This window comes from Sanguibacter biliveldensis (genome assembly GCF_033798665.1).
GTDB lineage: Bacteria > Actinomycetota > Actinomycetes > Actinomycetales > Cellulomonadaceae > Sanguibacter > Sanguibacter inulinus.
The window spans coordinates 2,475,300-2,492,946 of sequence record NZ_CP138359.1 but is presented as its reverse complement, the minus strand read 5'-3'; the positions used below and the strand labels follow the sequence as shown (position 1 = coordinate 2,492,946).

At 66.6% G+C, this 17,647-nt stretch carries 10 protein-coding genes and 3 rRNA genes; 12 read left to right on the top strand and 1 reads right to left on the bottom strand.

Annotation, left to right across the window (positions count from 1 at the left end):
* Window positions 1-15 precede the first annotated feature (15 nt).
* The 6 genes from SANBI_RS10885 to rrf all read left to right on the top strand — a co-directional run bounded on the left by SANBI_RS10885 (window position 16) and on the right by rrf (window position 8,605).
* Entirely contained in the window at window positions 16-603 is a 588-nt protein-coding gene (locus tag SANBI_RS10885; RefSeq protein ID WP_319154930.1) for a nucleoside/nucleotide kinase family protein, read from the top strand.
* Complete coding sequence (locus SANBI_RS10880; protein ID WP_319154928.1) at window positions 600-1,289, top strand: DNA-3-methyladenine glycosylase; 690 nt, start codon at window positions 600-602, stop codon at window positions 1,287-1,289. Before SANBI_RS10885 ends, SANBI_RS10880 begins: the two co-directional genes overlap by 4 nt.
* Window positions 1,290-1,332: 43 nt before the next feature.
* Window positions 1,333-2,595: a tyrosine--tRNA ligase gene (gene tyrS, locus SANBI_RS10875; RefSeq protein WP_319154925.1), complete on the top strand. Its 1,263-nt coding sequence runs from the start codon at window positions 1,333-1,335 to the stop codon at window positions 2,593-2,595.
* 723 nt (window positions 2,596-3,318) lie between these two features.
* A 16S ribosomal RNA gene (locus tag SANBI_RS10870) occupies window positions 3,319-4,842 on the top strand.
* Between the two features lie 455 nt (window positions 4,843-5,297).
* Window positions 5,298-8,409: ribosomal RNA gene (locus SANBI_RS10865) — 23S ribosomal RNA — on the top strand.
* A gap of 79 nt (window positions 8,410-8,488) precedes the next feature.
* A 5S ribosomal RNA gene (gene rrf / locus SANBI_RS10860) occupies window positions 8,489-8,605 on the top strand.
* Together the 16S, 23S and 5S rRNA genes form the textbook arrangement of a ribosomal RNA operon.
* A gap of 303 nt (window positions 8,606-8,908) precedes the next feature.
* Here rrf and SANBI_RS10855 read toward each other — a convergent pair.
* Window positions 8,909-10,201 carry a hypothetical protein gene (locus tag SANBI_RS10855; protein ID WP_319154923.1) on the bottom strand — a complete coding sequence of 431 codons (1,293 nt, stop codon included), beginning with the start codon at window positions 10,199-10,201 and terminating at the stop codon, window positions 8,909-8,911.
* On the opposite strand from SANBI_RS10855, the gene SANBI_RS10850 reads away from it, so the two are divergent.
* The 6 genes from SANBI_RS10850 to steA all read left to right on the top strand — a co-directional run bounded on the left by SANBI_RS10850 (window position 10,193) and on the right by steA (window position 17,626).
* Window positions 10,193-11,140, top strand: coding sequence for a tetratricopeptide repeat protein (locus tag SANBI_RS10850; RefSeq protein ID WP_319154921.1), 948 nt, complete (start codon window positions 10,193-10,195; stop codon window positions 11,138-11,140). The two genes, SANBI_RS10855 and SANBI_RS10850, sit on opposite strands and share 9 nt — an antisense overlap.
* A complete protein-coding gene (locus tag SANBI_RS10845; RefSeq protein ID WP_319154919.1) occupies window positions 11,137-12,174 on the top strand; it encodes an HAD-IIA family hydrolase in 1,038 nt (345 codons plus the stop codon). The genes SANBI_RS10850 and SANBI_RS10845 overlap by 4 nt, the downstream gene beginning before the upstream one ends.
* Window positions 12,175-12,629: 455 nt before the next feature.
* On the top strand, window positions 12,630-13,625 hold the full coding sequence (locus tag SANBI_RS10840) for a TlyA family RNA methyltransferase (protein WP_319154917.1): 996 nt from the start codon (window positions 12,630-12,632) through the stop codon (window positions 13,623-13,625).
* Window positions 13,622-14,665 (top strand): NAD kinase, encoded by a 1,044-nt coding sequence (locus SANBI_RS10835; protein ID WP_319154914.1) that lies wholly within the window; start codon window positions 13,622-13,624, stop codon window positions 14,663-14,665. Before SANBI_RS10840 ends, SANBI_RS10835 begins: the two co-directional genes overlap by 4 nt.
* A 4-nt stretch (window positions 14,666-14,669) precedes the next feature.
* Window positions 14,670-16,430, top strand: a complete 1,761-nt coding sequence (gene recN, locus SANBI_RS10830) for a DNA repair protein RecN (protein ID WP_056133828.1) — start codon at window positions 14,670-14,672, stop codon at window positions 16,428-16,430.
* 5 nt (window positions 16,431-16,435) lie between these two features.
* Window positions 16,436-17,626, top strand: coding sequence for a putative cytokinetic ring protein SteA (gene steA, locus SANBI_RS10825; protein WP_319154911.1), 1,191 nt, complete (start codon window positions 16,436-16,438; stop codon window positions 17,624-17,626).
* Window positions 17,627-17,647 lie beyond the last annotated feature (21 nt).

The window sequence follows — 17,647 nt, the reverse complement described above, 5'->3', positions numbered from 1 at the left end:
CGACTGGCACCGCTCATGACCGTCCCCGCCGACGTCCTGGACCTGATCCTCGAGGTCGTCGCCGAGGCCCCGGCAGGCCTGGGTGGCATGCACCTGGTCTGCGTCGACGGGCCTGCGGGCTCTGGCAAGACGACCCTCGCGGACCAGCTCGGCCGGGCGCTGCCCGCCCAGGTCATCCACATGGACGACCTCTACCCGGGGTGGTCCGGGCTCGCCGAGGGCGCCCAGAAGCTGCACGAGTGGGTCCTCGAGCCGCTGGCCCACGGGGTCCCCGGCAGGTACCGCAGGTATGACTGGCCGCTGGGCCTCTACGCCGAGCGGCACACCGTGCCGCTCGCCGACACCCTCGTGGTCGAGGGCTGCAACTCTGCTGCTCTCACGACTGCGCCCTACGCGCCGGTGATCATCTGGGTCGAGGCTGACGACGACGTGCGACTCGAGCGCGGCATGCTCCGCGACGGTGACGGTGCGCGTGACCAGTGGACCACCTGGATGGTCGAAGAACGACGTCTCTACGCGGAGCACCGGACGGCCGAGCGGAGCCACGTCCGGCTCGACGGGACGGGGAACATCACCGGGCTCGGACCGACGGAGGCTGTGTGAGCGCCGCGGTCTCCTCGGCGCAGTACGAGCCAGACCGCGCGTGGTTCGCGCGCCCCGTCCTCGACGTCGCAGCCGACCTGCTCGGCGCCCGCCTCATGCACAGCACGCCGGAGGGGCTGGTGACCGTGCGCCTGACGGAGGTCGAGGCCTACGGCGGCCTCGACGACCCAGGCTCGCACGCGGCTCGCGGCGTGACCCTGCGGAACAGGTCGATGGCCTTGGCGGGCGGGCATCTCTACGCCTACAGGCACCTGGGGCTGCACACCTGCCTCAACGTCGTCGCAGGACCCGAGGGTTCTCCGTCCGCGGTGCTCCTGCGGGGAGGCGAGGTGGTCGACGGGGAACCGCTCGCGCTGACGCGACGGACCGCGCGCGGTGTGGCCAAGACCGCGCGCGATCTGGCGCGCGGTCCGGCCCGTCTCGCCGTAGCCCTGGGTGTCGGTGTCGACCACGACGGGGCGGACCTGCTCGAGCGGGGAGGCTGTCTCACGCTCACAGTCTGCGGGTCGCAGCCGACCGGGGTACCGGCCGACGCATCTCTCGACCAGTCGGGTGCGGTCCTGCGAGGTCCGCGGGTCGGCGTCAGCGGACCGGGTGGGGACGGGGAGCTCTTCCCGTGGAGGCTCTGGCTCGACGGGGAGCCGACGGTCTCCGCCTACAGGGCCGTGTCCCCGCGTCGACGCTGAAGAGGGCAGAATAGTCGGGCCAACCCCTAGACGAGGAGCAGCAGTGACCAACGTTCTCGATGAGCTCACCTGGCGTGGGCTGATCAGCCAGACCACCGACATGGACGCGCTCCGCGAAGCGCTCGACGGCGGCCCGGTCACGTATTACTGCGGCTTCGACCCGACAGCGCCGAGCCTGCACCACGGACACCTCGTCCAGCTCCTCCTGCTCCGTCACCTGCAGCTCGCCGGCCACAGCCCCATCGCGCTCGTGGGCGGGGCGACAGGGCTGATCGGTGACCCGCGGATGTCGGGGGAGCGGGTCCTCAACTCCCGGGAGATCGTCGCCGAGTGGGTCGAGCGTCTGCGCTCGCAGATCTCGCGGTTCCTCGACTTCGACGGTGAGAACCCGGCGCAGATGGTCAACAACCTCGACTGGACGGGCGAGCTCACCGCGATCGACTTCCTGCGGGACATCGGCAAGCACTACAGGCTGGGCACGATGCTCGCCAAGGACACCGTCGCGCGCCGGCTCGAGAGCAGCGAGGGTCTGTCCTTCACGGAGTTCAGCTACCAGATCCTGCAGGGGATCGACTACCTCGAGCTCAACCGCCGTCACGGCTGCACGCTGCAGACCGGCGGCAACGACCAGTGGGGCAACCTGCTGTCAGGGGTCGAGCTCATCCGCAAGTCCGAGCAGCGCTCGGTCCACGCGCTCACCACGCCGCTCATCACCAAGGCTGACGGCACGAAGTTCGGCAAGTCCGAGGGTGGGGCCGTGTGGCTCGACCCGGAGATGATGAGCCCGTACGCCTTCTACCAGTTCTGGCTCAACTCGGACGACGCCGACGTGGTGCGGTTCTTGAAGATCTTCACGTTCCGCACGGCTGAGGAGATCGACGAGCTCGCGGCCGCCGTCGCCGAGCGGCCTGCGGCCCGGGAGGCTCAGCGGGCGCTGGCCGGCGACGTGACCACACTGGTGCACGGTGCTGGCGCGACCGAGGCTGCGATCGCGGCGAGCCAGGCGCTCTTCGGACGTGGGGAGCTGTCGGGCCTCGACGAGCAGACGCTCGTCGCGGCGGTCGCCGAGCTGCCCGAGACCGACGGGGCGCCCGGGGACTCGATCGTCGACCTGGTGGTCGCGGCTGGTCTCGTCGCCTCGAAGGGCGCCGCTCGTCGGGCCGTCGCGGAAGGCGGGGTCTACGTCAACAACACGAAGGTCGTCGGAGACGACGCCGTGCTCTCCGCGTCGGACCTCCTGCACGGACGCGCCGCGGTCCTGCGCCGCGGCAAGAAGACGCTCGGGGTCGTCAAGGCGCGCGCCTGACCTCACACCGTCGTGCCGTCGGCCCCCGTCCCCACCGGACGGGGGCCGATCTGCGTCTAGGTGCTGCGCGGCAGACCGGAGACCGGAGAGTGACTGCGGTCACCGGGAGCGGGCTTGACGCTCGCGTTCACATCACCGTAATGTTCTGGACGTCAGCCCGACTGGGAGACACAGACACCACTGCGAAGCTCTTCGGAGCCGGCGCGAAGTGGCTGGTCCCGGGGTTCGGCATCCTCTGCATGAAGGCTTCGCAGGTTCGCCTGCGCCTGGTAGTGTGGAGGGCCTGGTTCGGACGGTGGCGACACTGTCTGGCAAGCGGTTCGGACGGCTCGGAAGAGTGGTTCGAGGGGCCGCGAAGATCAGGTAGTCTTCACCGGGCCCGCTTGACCGGGTTAACGCGCTGGAAACGGCGGGTTGACGCAGGGAAGCGAGTCGGGTAAGTTTGAACGGTTGCCTCACGCCAGACGCTCAGAAATGAGTGAACGGGTGATGCGCGTCCGCTCCTTGAGAACTCAACAGTGTGCTTAATAGTCAATGCCAAGACCCCTTGTCTTGGATTGGTGCTCGGCCTTTCGGTCGGGGCTGGTCTGATGGCAAGGTTTATTTGGTATGAATTGAAAACGCAAGTTTTCGGTTTGTAGCCTTGATTAATCAAGTTCTCTCTTTGCAGGGAGGCTTGCTTCGTATGGTTGTTAACTGGTTTCGGCCAGTTGATAGCAAACATTTACGGAGAGTTTGATCCTGGCTCAGGACGAACGCTGGCGGCGTGCTTAACACATGCAAGTCGAACGGTGACATCAGAGCTTGCTCTGGTTGATCAGTGGCGAACGGGTGAGTAACACGTGAGTAACCTGCCCTTGACTCTGGGATAACTCCGGGAAACCGGGGCTAATACCGGATACGAGACGCGACCGCATGGTCGGCGTCTGGAAAGTTTTTCGGTCAAGGATGGACTCGCGGCCTATCAGCTTGTTGGTGAGGTAATGGCTCACCAAGGCGTCGACGGGTAGCCGGCCTGAGAGGGCGACCGGCCACACTGGGACTGAGACACGGCCCAGACTCCTACGGGAGGCAGCAGTGGGGAATATTGCACAATGGGCGAAAGCCTGATGCAGCGACGCCGCGTGAGGGATGAAGGCCTTCGGGTTGTAAACCTCTTTCAGTAGGGAAGAAGCGAAAGTGACGGTACCTGCAGAAGAAGCGCCGGCTAACTACGTGCCAGCAGCCGCGGTAATACGTAGGGCGCAAGCGTTGTCCGGAATTATTGGGCGTAAAGAGCTCGTAGGCGGTTTGTCGCGTCTGGTGTGAAAACTCAAGGCTCAACCTTGAGCTTGCATCGGGTACGGGCAGACTAGAGTGTGGTAGGGGTGACTGGAATTCCTGGTGTAGCGGTGGAATGCGCAGATATCAGGAGGAACACCGATGGCGAAGGCAGGTCACTGGGCCACTACTGACGCTGAGGAGCGAAAGCATGGGGAGCGAACAGGATTAGATACCCTGGTAGTCCATGCCGTAAACGTTGGGCACTAGGTGTGGGGCTCATTCCACGAGTTCCGCGCCGCAGCTAACGCATTAAGTGCCCCGCCTGGGGAGTACGGCCGCAAGGCTAAAACTCAAAGGAATTGACGGGGGCCCGCACAAGCGGCGGAGCATGCGGATTAATTCGATGCAACGCGAAGAACCTTACCAAGGCTTGACATACACCGGAATCATGCAGAGATGTGTGCGTCTTCGGACTGGTGTACAGGTGGTGCATGGTTGTCGTCAGCTCGTGTCGTGAGATGTTGGGTTAAGTCCCGCAACGAGCGCAACCCTCGTCCTATGTTGCCAGCACGTTATGGTGGGGACTCATAGGAGACTGCCGGGGTCAACTCGGAGGAAGGTGGGGATGACGTCAAATCATCATGCCCCTTATGTCTTGGGCTTCACGCATGCTACAATGGCCGGTACAAAGGGCTGCGATACCGCGAGGTGGAGCGAATCCCAAAAAGCCGGTCTCAGTTCGGATTGGGGTCTGCAACTCGACCCCATGAAGTCGGAGTCGCTAGTAATCGCAGATCAGCAACGCTGCGGTGAATACGTTCCCGGGCCTTGTACACACCGCCCGTCAAGTCACGAAAGTCGGTAACACCCGAAGCCGGTGGCCTAACCCCTTGTGGGATGGAGCCGTCGAAGGTGGGATTGGCGATTGGGACTAAGTCGTAACAAGGTAGCCGTACCGGAAGGTGCGGCTGGATCACCTCCTTTCTAAGGAGCTACACACTGGCTCGAGTCGGGGACTACCCCGGCAGGGTTCAGGTGGCCACTTCCACACTCCGAATGAGGGTGTGGGTGGTTGCTCACGGGTGGAACATTGACTAGGACTCGCCTCGAGCGGTCGCTTCAGTACACCAGCTTCGTCTGGTTGGAACGGGTGGCTTGTGAGGGTGGGGACATGAGCACACTGTTGGGTCCTGAAGGCACGGGCGTCTTGTACGCAAGTGAACTTCAGGCGCCAAGCCGGCTAGCACCTTCGGGTGGTGGCGGATCGGGTTGGTTGCTTTCGACACGGGTCACCCTGAACCAGTTGAACCGCTCTTGAGCTTTGCTCGGGGGTAGGCGGTGGTGTTGGGTGGGATCGTCCGTAGCTTGAGAACTGCACAGTGGACGCGAGCATCTTTGTAAGATCAAAGATTTATCTTTGGTTCTTTGCAATTTTTTGTTGTCAAGTTTTTAAGGGCACAGGGTGGATGCCTTGGCACTAGGAGCCGATGAAGGACGTAGTAGCCTGCGATAAGCCTCGGGGAGTTGGCAAACGAACTGTGATCCGAGGATTTCCGAATGGGGAAACCCAGCACGAGTTATGTCGTGTTACCTGCACCTGAATATATAGGGTGTGTGGAGGGAACGTCGGGAAGTGAAACATCTCAGTACCGACAGGAAGAGATATTCCGTGAGTAGTGGCGAGCGAAAGCGGATGAGGCCAAACCGTTCATGTGTGATACCCGGCAGGGGTTGCATGGGCGGGGTTGTGGGACCTTTCAGATGAGTCTGCCGGCTTGTCAGGGAGTCAGAAAGTCTCGTTATAGTCGAAGGGCATTGAAAGGCCCGGCGTAGAGGGTGTGACCCCCGTAGACGAAATGACGTGACCTCCCGAAGGGGATCCCAAGTAGCACGGGGCCCGAGAAATCCCGTGTGAATCCGTGAAGACCACTTCATAAGCCTAAATACTACCTAGTGACCGATAGCGGACAAGTACCGTGAGGGAAAGGTGAAAAGTACCCCGGGAGGGGAGTGAAATAGTACCTGAAACCGTGTGCCTACAATCCGTTGGAGCCTCCTTAGCAGGGGTGACAGCGTGCCTTTTGAAGAATGAGCCTGCGAGTTAGTGCTCAGTGGCGAGGTTAACCCGTGTGGGGAAGCCGTAGCGAAAGCGAGTCTTAATAGGGCGAATGAGTCGCTGGGTCTAGACCCGAAGCGAAGTGATCTACCCATGGGCAGGTTGAAGCGCGGGTAAGACCGCGTGGAGGACCGAACCCACCTAGGTTGAAAACTGGGGGGATGACCTGTGGGTAGGGGTGAAAGGCCAATCAAACTTCGTGATAGCTGGTTCTCCCCGAAATGCATTTAGGTGCAGCCTCGCGTGTTTCTTGCCGGAGGTAGAGCTACTGGATAGCCGATGGGCCCTACAAGGTTACTGACGTTAGCCAAACTCCGAATGCCGGTAAGTGAGAGCGCGGGAGTGAGACTGTGGGGGATAAGCTCCATAGTCGAGAGGGAAACAGCCCAGACCACCAGCTAAGGCCCCTAAGCGTGTGCTAAGTGGGAAAGGATGTGGAGTTGCACAGACAACCAGGAGGTTGGCTTAGAAGCAGCCACCCTTGAAAGAGTGCGTAATAGCTCACTGGTCAAGTGATTCCGCGCCGACAATGTAGCGGGGCTCAAGTACACCGCCGAAGCTGTGGCATTCACATAATAACCAGGCCTTCGTGGTCCAGGTGTGTGGATGGGTAGGGGAGCGTCGTGTGGGCAGTGAAGCTGCGGGGTAACCCAGTGGTGGAGCCTACACGAGTGAGAATGCAGGCATGAGTAGCGAAAGACGGGTGAGAAACCCGTCCGCCGAATGATCAAGGGTTCCAGGGCCAGGCTAATCCGCCCTGGGTAAGTCGGGACCTAAGGCGAGGCCGACAGGCGTAGTCGATGGACAAGGAGTTGATATTCTCCTACCGGCGAAGAACCGCCCATACCGAGCCAGGTGATGCTAACCGCCCAAGCCTGGTCCACAGGCCCTTCGGGGCTGAGGACTCAGGGGAGCGCGGGACCCGAACTTGTAGTAGGTAAGCGTATTAACAGGAGTGACGCAGGAAGGTAGCCAAGCCGAGCGACGGTTGTCTCGGTCTAAGGACGTAGGGCGAACAGTAGGCAAATCCGCTGTTCATATAGCCTGAGATCTGACGGGACCCACCCTAGGTGGGGATTTGGTGATCCTATGCTGCCGAGAAAAGCTTCGACGCGAGGTTCAAGCCGCCCGTACCCTAAACCGACTCAGGTGATCAGGTAGAGAATACTAAGGCGATCGAGAGAATCATGGTTAAGGAACTCGGCAAAATGCCCCCGTAACTTCGGGAGAAGGGGGGCCCGGAGCGTGAACCTCCTTGCGAGGGGAGCGTGCAAGGGCCGCAGAGACCAGGGAGAAGCGACTGTTTACTAAAAACACAGGTCCGTGCGAAGTCGCAAGACGATGTATACGGACTGACGCCTGCCCGGTGCTGGAAGGTTAAGAGGACGGGTTAGCCGCAAGGCGAAGCTCAGAATTTAAGCCCCAGTAAACGGCGGTGGTAACTATAACCATCCTAAGGTAGCGAAATTCCTTGTCGGGTAAGTTCCGACCTGCACGAATGGCGTAACGACTTCTCCGCTGTCTCAACCGTGAACTCGGCGAAATTGCACTACGAGTAAAGATGCTCGTTACGCGCAGCAGGACGGAAAGACCCCGGGACCTTTACTATAGTTTGGTATTGGTGTTCGGTGCGGCTTGTGTAGGATAGGTGGGAGACTGTGAAGCGGGCACGCCAGTGTTCGTGGAGTCAACGTTGAAATACCACTCTGGTCGCTCTGGACATCTAACCTCGGTCCGTAATCCGGATCAGGGACAGTGCCTGATGGGTAGTTTAACTGGGGCGGTTGCCTCCTAAAATGTAACGGAGGCGCTCAAAGGTTCCCTCAGCCTGGTTGGCAATCAGGTGTCGAGTGCAAGTGCACAAGGGAGCTTGACTGTGAGACTGACAGGTCGAGCAGGGACGAAAGTCGGAACTAGTGATCCGGCGGTGGCTTGTGGAAGCGCCGTCGCTCAACGGATAAAAGGTACCCCGGGGATAACAGGCTGATCTTGCCCAAGAGTCCATATCGACGGCATGGTTTGGCACCTCGATGTCGGCTCGTCGCATCCTGGGGCTGGAGTAGGTCCCAAGGGTTGGGCTGTTCGCCCATTAAAGCGGTACGCGAGCTGGGTTTAGAACGTCGTGAGACAGTTCGGTCCCTATCCGCTGCGCGCGCAGGAAACTTGAGAAGGGCTGTCCCTAGTACGAGAGGACCGGGACGGACGAACCTCTGGTGTGCCAGTTGTTCCGCCAGGAGCACGGCTGGTTGGCTACGTTCGGAAGGGATAACCGCTGAAAGCATCTAAGCGGGAAGCCTGCTTCAAGATGAGGTTTCCATGAGGGCTTGACCCTCGAGAGGCTCCCAGCAGACCACTGGGTAGATAGGCCGGATGTGGAAGAGAGGACTAACGACTCTCGGAGCTGACCGGTACTAATAAGCCGACAACTTGATAACACTCAAAATTTTGTGTGCTACGCGTCCACTGTGCGGTTCTCGGGTAACGGCCGAGAACCGGTTGACAACCCAATAGAGTTACGGCGGTCATAGCGAGGGGGAAACGCCCGGTCCCATTCCGAACCCGGAAGCTAAGCCCCTCTGCGCCGATGGTACTGCACGGGAGACTGTGTGGGAGAGTAGGTCGCCGCCGGACAACCATTCAACGAAGGCCCACCCCACTTTTGGGGTGGGCCTTCGTCGTTGTGATGGACATCAACGCGCTCAGCGCCGTTGGTGGTCACCACTCAGCGTCAAGACCGTTCCCTGTGACGCGCAGCTCGAGACCTTCTCGCTGCGACGTCCGGGTGCGATGATAGTCATGCATGGTCAACTTGAAGAGGGAGTACACGTGAGCGACGACCAGGACCGTTCGGGCGCCAGCAGAGGCCGCGAGGACGGCAGAGCTGGAGGCTACGGCCGGAACAACGGCGGAGCAGGACGTGGAGGCTCTTCAGGTTCACGTCCCGCCCGCGGAGATGACCGCGGCCCGCGCCGCGACGACCGCGCGCAGGGTGGACGTCCCTCCTACGGTGACCGTCCCCAGGGTGACCGCCCGTCCTACGGTGACCGCGGCCCTCGCCGTGACGACCGTCCCCAGGGTGACCGCCCGTCCTACGGCGACCGCGGCCCCCGCCGCGACGACCGCGCGCAGGGCGAGCGTCCCGCCTACGGTGACCGCCCCCAGGGTGGCCGTCCCTCCTACGGAGACCGTCCTCAGGGCGGAGCTCGACGCGACGACCGCCCCCAGGGTGGCCGTCCGGCATACGGGGACCGCGCTCAGGGTGGCCGTCCATCGTATGGCGATCGTCCCCAGGGCAACCGCCCGTCGTACGGTGACCGCGGCCCTCGCCGTGACGACCGCGCGCAGGGGGAGCGTCCCGCCTACGGTGACCGTCCCCAGGGTGGCCGTCCTTCCTACGGAGACCGTCCTCAGGCCGGCGCGCGTCGTGACGACCGCCCCCAGGGTGACCGCCCGTCGTACGGTGACCGCGGTCCCCGTCGTGACGACCGCGCTCAGGGTGGACGTCCCTCCTACGGCGACCGTCCCCAGGGTGACCGCCCGTCCTACGGTGACCGCGGCCCTCGCCGCGACGACCGCGCGCAGAGTGAGCGTCCCGCCTACGGTGACCGTCCCCAGGGTGGCCGTCCTTCCTACGGAGACCGCCCCCAGGCCGGCGCGCGACGTGACGACCGCCCCCAGGGTGACCGCCCCTCGTACGGTGACCGCGGTCCCCGTCGTGACGACCGGCCCCAGGGTGACCGTCCCTCCTTCGGAGACCGCGGCCCGCGCCGCGACGACCGTGCGCAGGGTGGCCGTCCTTCCTACGGCGACCGCCCCCAGGGTGACCGGCCGTCCTTCGGTGACCGTGGCCCTCGCCGTGATGACCGTCCCCAGGGTGACCGTCCCTCGTTCGGTGACCGTGGTCCCCGCCGTGATGACCGTCCCCAGGGTGACCGTCCCTCGTTCGGTGACCGTGGTCCCCGCCGTGATGACCGTCCCCAGGGTGACCGTCCCTCGTTCGGTGACCGTGGTCCCCGCCGTGATGACCGTCCCCAGGGTGACCGTCCCTCGTTCGGTGACCGTGGTCCCCGCCGCGACGACCGTCCCCAGGGTGGACGCCCCGTCCAGGGCGACCGTCCGCGTCAGGACCGTGCCCCTGCCCGCTCCGAGGCACCCCGTGAGCGGGCGCCCCGAGCCGACGCAGCCCCTGCGGCCCGCACGTTCCGCGACGACACGTCCGTGCGTCACGCAGCTCCCCAGCTCCCCGAGGGGATCCAGTTCTCCGACCTCGACCGCGACGCTCGTGGACGCCTCCGGACGCTGACCAAGGACAACGCCGAGACCGTCGGCCTGCACCTGGTGGCGGCTGGTCTGCTCATCGACTCCGAGCCCGAGGCTGCGTACGAGCACGCCCAGGAGGCTGTGCGTCGAGCCGGTCGCGTCGACATCGTGCGTGAGGCCGCTGGTCTCACGGCGTACAGGACCGAGCGCTTCGCGGAGGCTCTCCGTGAGCTCCGCACGGTCCGTCGTCTGAACGGCTCCTCCGAGCACCTCGCCATCATGGCCGACTGCGAGCGGGGCCTCGGTCGTCCCGAGCGGGCCATCGCCCTGGCGGCGACCCCCGAGGCTGAGACGCTCGACGAGGACCAGAAGGTGGAGCTCGCCATCGTGGTGAGCGGAGCCCGTCTGGACCTCGGCGAGATCGAGGCCGCAGAGTCCGTGCTCGCAGGCATCACCGTCCCCAAGGGAGAGCGTGCGCTGCAGGTCCGCGTCATCGAGGCCCGCGCCGGTGTGCTCGAGGCTGCTGGCCGTGCGGACGAGGCGAAGGCGCTGCTCTCGACCCTCACCGCCAAGGAGCGTGCGGAGATCGGCGACCTCGCCCCTGAGGACGACGTCGTAGTCTTCGACCTCGGCGACGAGGAGATCGAGGACGAGGCGGACGTCACGGAGAGCGGCTCTGCGGAGGACACCTCGGACGAGCATGGCTCCGACGAGGACGTCTCCGACGAGGACGTCTCCGACGAGGACGTCTCCGACGAGGACGTCTCCGAGGGGGACGTCTCCGAGGGGCACGACTCCGGCGCCGACGCCTCGGACGAGGTCGCCTCGCCCTCCGACCCCGTCGACGACGCACCGTCTGCACCGACCGCAGAGGAGCGCCAGGACGACGAGCAGGACGACGCGTGAGCGCCGTCCTGCTGGGGAGCGACCTCCCGCTGGCCGAGGCCTTCGACCTCGCGCTCGTCGACCTCGACGGTGTCGCGTACAAGGGTCACGAGCCGATCGTGCACGCCGCTCACGGGCTGACCTCAGCCCGTGAGCGGGGGCTCCGTCTCGTGTTCGTCACGAACAACGCCTCGCGGGAGCCCGTCTCGGTCTCCGACCAGCTGACCTCGCTCGACATCCCCGCCGAGCCCTCGGACGTCATGACGGCTGCCCAGGCCTGCGCTCGCCTCCTGGGCGACCACGTCGCCCCGGGGTCGAAGGTCCTCGTGGTCGGTGGCGCGGGACTCCTCACGGCGGTGACCGAGGCCGGCTACGTCGTCGTGACGAGCGCGGACGACCAGCCCGACGCCGTGGCGCAGGGCTTCGACCCGTCGCTCGGGTGGAAGGACCTCGCCGAGGCTGCGTACGCGGTGTCGGCCGGTGCCGTCCACGTCGTGAGCAACAGGGACCTGTCTCTGCCGACGGCTCGCGGCTTCGCCCCGGGCAACGGAGCGCTCGTCGGCGCTGTCGTCGCCGCGACAGGGGTCGAGCCCTTCAGTGCCGGCAAGCCCTCGCCCGCCATGTACGCCATGGCGATCGAGCGTGCAGGGGCTCAGCGGCCGCTCGTCGTCGGTGACCGTCTCGACACCGACCTCGCAGGCGCGCGGTCCGGGGGATACCCCGGGCTGCACGTCCTCACCGGGGTCAACAGCGCGCGCGACGACATCCTCGCCCATGCGGGGGAGCGCCCGGACTTCATCGGGGCGGACCTGCGCAGCCTGCTCGAGCCGCACCCGTTGCCCGTCCAGGGCGACGAGGGCTGGTGGACCTGCCGCGAGGCCTCCGCACGCGTGGCCGGCGACCAGCTCGAGCTGCGTGCCGGCTCTGCGGGTTCCGACCCCGTCGACCTCGTCCGCGCCGCGTGCTCCGCAGCGTGGGCGCACGTCGACGCAGGTGGCAGTCTCGACCCCGCGTCGGTCCCGGAGCTCGCGGTCCCCGGAGCACCCGAGGCCTGAGAGTCTGTGCACAGCACCTGACGACGAGCGACAGCCGGTAGCGTGGACACGAGAGACGTCCACGCCCGGCTGTCGCCGCTCGCACGTGCGGACGGTGGACGGGCACACGACAGGACCCGCACGACGACAGGGAGACGACCAGTGACCGAGGTGCCTTCTCGACCTGTGCCCGGCCCGCGCCCTGAGCGGTCGACCGCTGCCGGGACCTCGTCCAGCCCCTCGCCGTCCGTCCCCACCTCGAGTGCCTACCCCGAAGGTGAACCTGCGCGGCCAGCTCCTGCGCCGCGCCCCGTACCCGGCCCGCCCCTCGACGGGACCGACCGGTCCCTCGCGGGCCTCGAAGCCGACCTGCGACCTCTCGACACGCTCTCCGCCCGCCCGGTCGACGAGCACCCCACCGTCTTCGAGGCGGTCCACGAAGTTCTCCAACGCACACTTGCGGAGTCTGACAGCTGATGACCACCCCGTTCCCCACCCAGCCCCCCGCCGACTCCGGAGCACCCGTGACAGCGTCCCAGCCTCCAGCCCAGAGCCCGACCGACGAGTCGGCGGGCGGCGAGCAGCGGCTCGACGCCGAGCTCGTCCGCCGGGGTCTCGCCCGGTCCCGCGGGCAGGCCGTCGCCCTCGTGAAGAGCGGCGCTGTCTCCGTGTCCGGCGCCGTCGTGCGCCGCGCGTCTGTCGTGGTGTCGGCCGAGAGCCCCATCACCGTCGAGGCCGACGCAGAAGACCCCGGCTTCGTGTCCCGCGCCGGCTTCAAGCTCGACGGCGTGCTCGTCGCCCTCGGCCAGGACGGACCGGCTGTCGCCGGGGTCGACTGCCTCGACGTCGGTGCGTCGACAGGCGGGTTCACCGACGTCCTGCTGCGCCGCGGGGCGAAGAGCGTCGTCGCGCTCGACGTCGGGCACGGTCAGCTGGTCGAGCCGCTGCGCAGCGACCCGCGCGTCCACGTGGTCGAGCGCTTCAACGCGCGCGAGCTCACCACAGAGGTGCTGCCCGTCGCGCCGGGCCTCGTCGTCGCCGACATCTCCTTCATCTCGCTCACGATGGTGCTGCCCGCCGTGGTCGCCTCGGTGCCCACCGGCGCCGAGCTCCTGCTCATGGTGAAGCCGCAGTTCGAGGTCGGCCGTGAGCACCTCGGCTCCGGGGGAGTGGTCCGCGACACCGCGCTCCACGCCCGTGCCGTCCGCGGGGTCGTCGACGCGGCTGTGGCCCTGGGCTTCGGGCCTCGCGCGATCATCCCCAGCCCCCTGCCCGGCCCGAACGGGAACCGTGAGTTCTTCGTGTGGTTCTCGCGTGCCGCTGAGCAGATGTCGGTGTCGGATGACACGATCGGACGAGCCGTCGGCCAGCCGGTCGAGGCCGGTGCGGCCGTCACCTGGGTGACGGCCGCAGACGTGGCCGTCACCTGGCAGACGGCGCCAGACGCCGACCCTGCTGGAGGCAGATCGTGACACGCAAGATCCTCGTCGTGACCCACGGCGGCCGACAAGAAGCCGTCGCCGGTCTGCGTGAGGCTGTCCCCGCGCTCTGCGCCGCAGGCTTCGAGGTCGTGCTGCACGACCACGACCTCGCCGCCGAGATGGGCACGGCGTCCTTCGTGCTCGACGAGGCGCGCAGCATGCTCGACGGCACCGAGCTCGTCATGGTCCTCGGAGGTGACGGGACGATCCTGCGTGCCGCCGAGATCACGCACGGCACGCAGGTCCCGCTGCTCGGGGTGAACCTCGGGCACGTCGGCTTCCTCGCCGAGAGCGAGCGCGAGAAGCTCACCGAGACAGTCCAGCGCCTCGCCGACAACGACTACGTGGTCGAAGAGCGGGGCGTCCTCGACGTCCGCACGTACCTGCCGGGTCAGAGCGAGCCGGTCCACGACTGGGCCCTCAACGAGGCGACCATCGAGAAGGCCGAGCGCACCCTCATGATCGAGGTCGCGATCGAGGTCGACGGCCGGCCGTTGTCCTCCTTCGGCTGCGACGGCGTCGTCATGGCGACGGCCACGGGCTCGACTGCCCACGCCTTCTCGGCCGGGGGCCCGGTGATCTGGCCCGACGTCGACGCCAAGCTGCTGGTGCCGCTCTCCGCGCACGCGCTCTTCGCCCGTCCGCTCGTGGTCGGTCCCGGGTCGATGTTCGCCGTCGAGGTCGCGACGCGCTCGGGTGCCGTGGGTGTCCTGATCGCCGACGGGCGCCGCCGCACCCCGGTCCCGGTCGGGTCACGGGTCGAGGTCCGCACCGGGGCGACCCCGCTGCGTTTCGCCCGGCTCAACCAGGCTCCCTTCACCGATCGTCTGGTGAGCAAGTTCAACCTGCCCGTGGTCGGGTGGCGCGGCCTGGCCGACGAGGCCGCAGACGAGGTCGCCGCAGCCACGCGCCCGCACGGCTCGGCAGCGGACGCAGACCCGCGCGAGACGACGACGACCACCGGGACGACAGCGACCACCGGGACGACAGCGACCACCGGAACGACCCCGCAGACATCACAGACGAGGTGACACAGTGCTCCACGAGATGAGCATCGAGAACCTGGGCGTCATCAGCCGGACCCGGGTCGAGTTCTCGCCCGGGCTGACAGTCATCACCGGTGAGACCGGTGCCGGCAAGACCATGATCCTCAGCGGCCTCGGCCTGCTCATGGGCGGCAAGGCCGACGCGCAGGTCGTGCGCACGGGCACCGACGCCGCCGTCGTCGAGGGCCGGGTCGTCGCCGACAGCGCGACCCTCGCCGCCCGGGTCGACGAGACAGGTGCAGTGCTCGACGACGACGGCAGCCTGCTCATCGTGCGCACCGTCGCGGCGCAGGGGCGCTCTCGCACGCACCTCGGCGGCCGCTCCGTCCCGCAGGCCGTCCTCGCGGACCTCGCCGAAGACCTCGTCACCATCCACGGGCAGTCGGACCAGATGCGGCTCCGCTCTCCGCAGCGCCAGCGAGAGGCTCTCGACTCCTTCGCCGGTGAGGTCGTCACCGAGGCGCTCTCCGAGTACCGCTCGCTCTGGAACGAGAGGGCGGCCGCCGCCGCAGAGCTCGACGAGCTCGTCAACCGTGCGCAGGAGCGCGCCCGTGAGGCCGAGCTGCTGCGTCTCGGGCTCGCGGAGGTCGAGCGCGTCGCGCCACGGGCCGGGGAGGACGTCGAGCTGGCCCAGGAGGCCGAACGGCTCAGCAACTCCGAAGAGCTCCGCACCTCGGCCCAGGACGCTCTGGTCGCCGTGGCCGGGGACGACCTCGCCGACATCTCCGCCGGGACGTCCGCCAACGCCGTCGAGCTCGTCGACCGCGCCCGCAGGCTCGCCGAGCACGGCGGACAGTTCGACCGTGAGCTCGAGGTCATCGGCAAGAGCCTCGCGTCGGTCGCCTACGCGCTGGCCGACGTCGGCACCGAGCTGTCCGGCTACCTCGCGGCGCTCGACGCGGACCCCGCGCGTCTGGAGGCCGTCGAGTCGAGGCGTGCCGAGCTCGGGCACCTCACGCGCTCCTACGGCGAGAGCATCGACGCCGTGCTCGCGTGGGCCTCGGCGGCTGGGCTGCGGCTGGCTGAGCTCGACGACTCCGACGGTCGTATCGAGGTGCTCACCGAGTCGCTCGCCGCCCTCGACACCCGGCTGGTCGAGCGTGCGTCCGCGCTGACCGCGGCGCGGACCGCCGCAGCAGCGTCGTTGTCCGACGCCGTCACCGAAGAGCTCACAGGGCTCGCCATGTCGGGTGCGACCCTGACCATCGAGATCGGGACGCTCGACGAGCTCGGGCCCTGGGGCGTGGACAGCATCCAGATGCTGCTGAGCGCCCACAGGGGCGGGCCCCCGCGTCCGCTCGGCAAGGGGGCCTCGGGCGGTGAGCTGTCGCGTGTGATGCTCGCGATCGAGGTCGCCCTCGCGACGGCTGACGCCTCGGGTGCCCGACGCACGCCGACGATGGTCTTCGACGAGGTCGACGCCGGTGTGGGTGGCAAGGCGGCGCTCGAGGTCGGTCAGCGGCTCGCCCGGCTCGCACGCACCACCCAGGTGATCGTCGTCACCCACCTGGCGCAGGTCGCGGCCTTCGCAGACGTCCAGCTCGTCGTGTCGAAGGGCACATCCCAGGGGACCGGGGCGGACGGTGAGCCAGACCAGGACGCTGACGTCATCACGCAGTCCGGTATCCGCATCGTCGCAGGTGACGACAGGCTCCAGGAGCTCGCGCGCATGCTCTCAGGTCAGGACGACTCCGAGGTGGCGCTCAGCCACGCGGCTGAGCTTCTGGCCCGTGCTGCTGTGAGAACATGAGCGTGATGAAGCTCAGACGACGATCGACTGCGAAGGATGCGGCGCACCCTCAGCAGGGAGTCTCGGGGACCGCGAAGGTCGACCGACGGACCAAAGATCTCACCAAGCGCCTACGCCCCGGCGACATCGCCGTGATCGACCACCTCGACATCGACCGTGTGGCTGCCGAGGCGCTCGTCGCCGCCCAGCCCGCCGCTGTGCTCAACGCCGCGAAGTCGATCTCGGGACGCTACCCGAACCTCGGCCCGAGCATCCTGGTCGACGCGGGGGTCGTGCTCGTCGACGACCTCGGTGCCGACATCATGTCGGTCCGCGAGGGCAAGACGCTGCGGATCGAGGACGGCGCCGTGTACCTCGGCGACACCCTCGTGACCGAGGGAGTGCTGCAAGACGCCGAGAAGGTCGGTGCAGACCTCGAAGAAGCCCGCGAGGGACTCTCTGCCCAGCTCGAGTCCTTCGCGGCGAACACCATGGACTACCTCCGACGCGAGCGCGACCTGCTGCTCGACGGTGTCGGGATCCCCGCGATCACGACCAAGATCGCCGGACGCCAGGTGCTCATCGTCGTCCGCGGGTACCACTACCGCGAAGACCTCCAGACGCTGCGCTCCTACATCAAGGAGTTCCGCCCGATCCTCATCGGGGTCGACGGCGGCGCCGACGCGATCATCGAGGCCGGCTGGCAGCCCGACCTCATCGTCGGCGACATGGACTCCGTCTCCGACAAGACGCTGCGCTGCGGCGCCGAGGTCGTGATCCACGCCTACCGCGACGGTCGAGCTCCCGGGCTCGAGCGGGTCGAGGCGCTCGGCGTGCCCTTCGTCGTGTTCCCCGCGGCGGGGACCAGCGAAGACATCGCGATGCTCCTCGCCGACGACATGGGGGCCGAGGTCATCGTCGCCGTCGGCACCCACGCCACCCTCGTCGAGTTCCTCGACAAGGGGCGCGCCGGCATGGCCAGCACCTTCCTCACCCGTCTGCGGGTCGGCGGCAAGCTCGTCGACGCCAAGGGCGTCTCGCGCCTCTACAGGCACCGGATCTCGACGGCCCAGCTCGTGCTGCTCGCCGTCGCCGGCCTCGCGGCCGTCGTCGCGGCCATGGTCTCGACCTCCGTGGGCCAGACCTTCCTCGGCCTGACAGGTGCCAGGATGGACGACCTCTGGTCGTGGGTGCTCGACCTGGCCTGGTGGACCTGATGGGCATGACGCCCCCGGTCC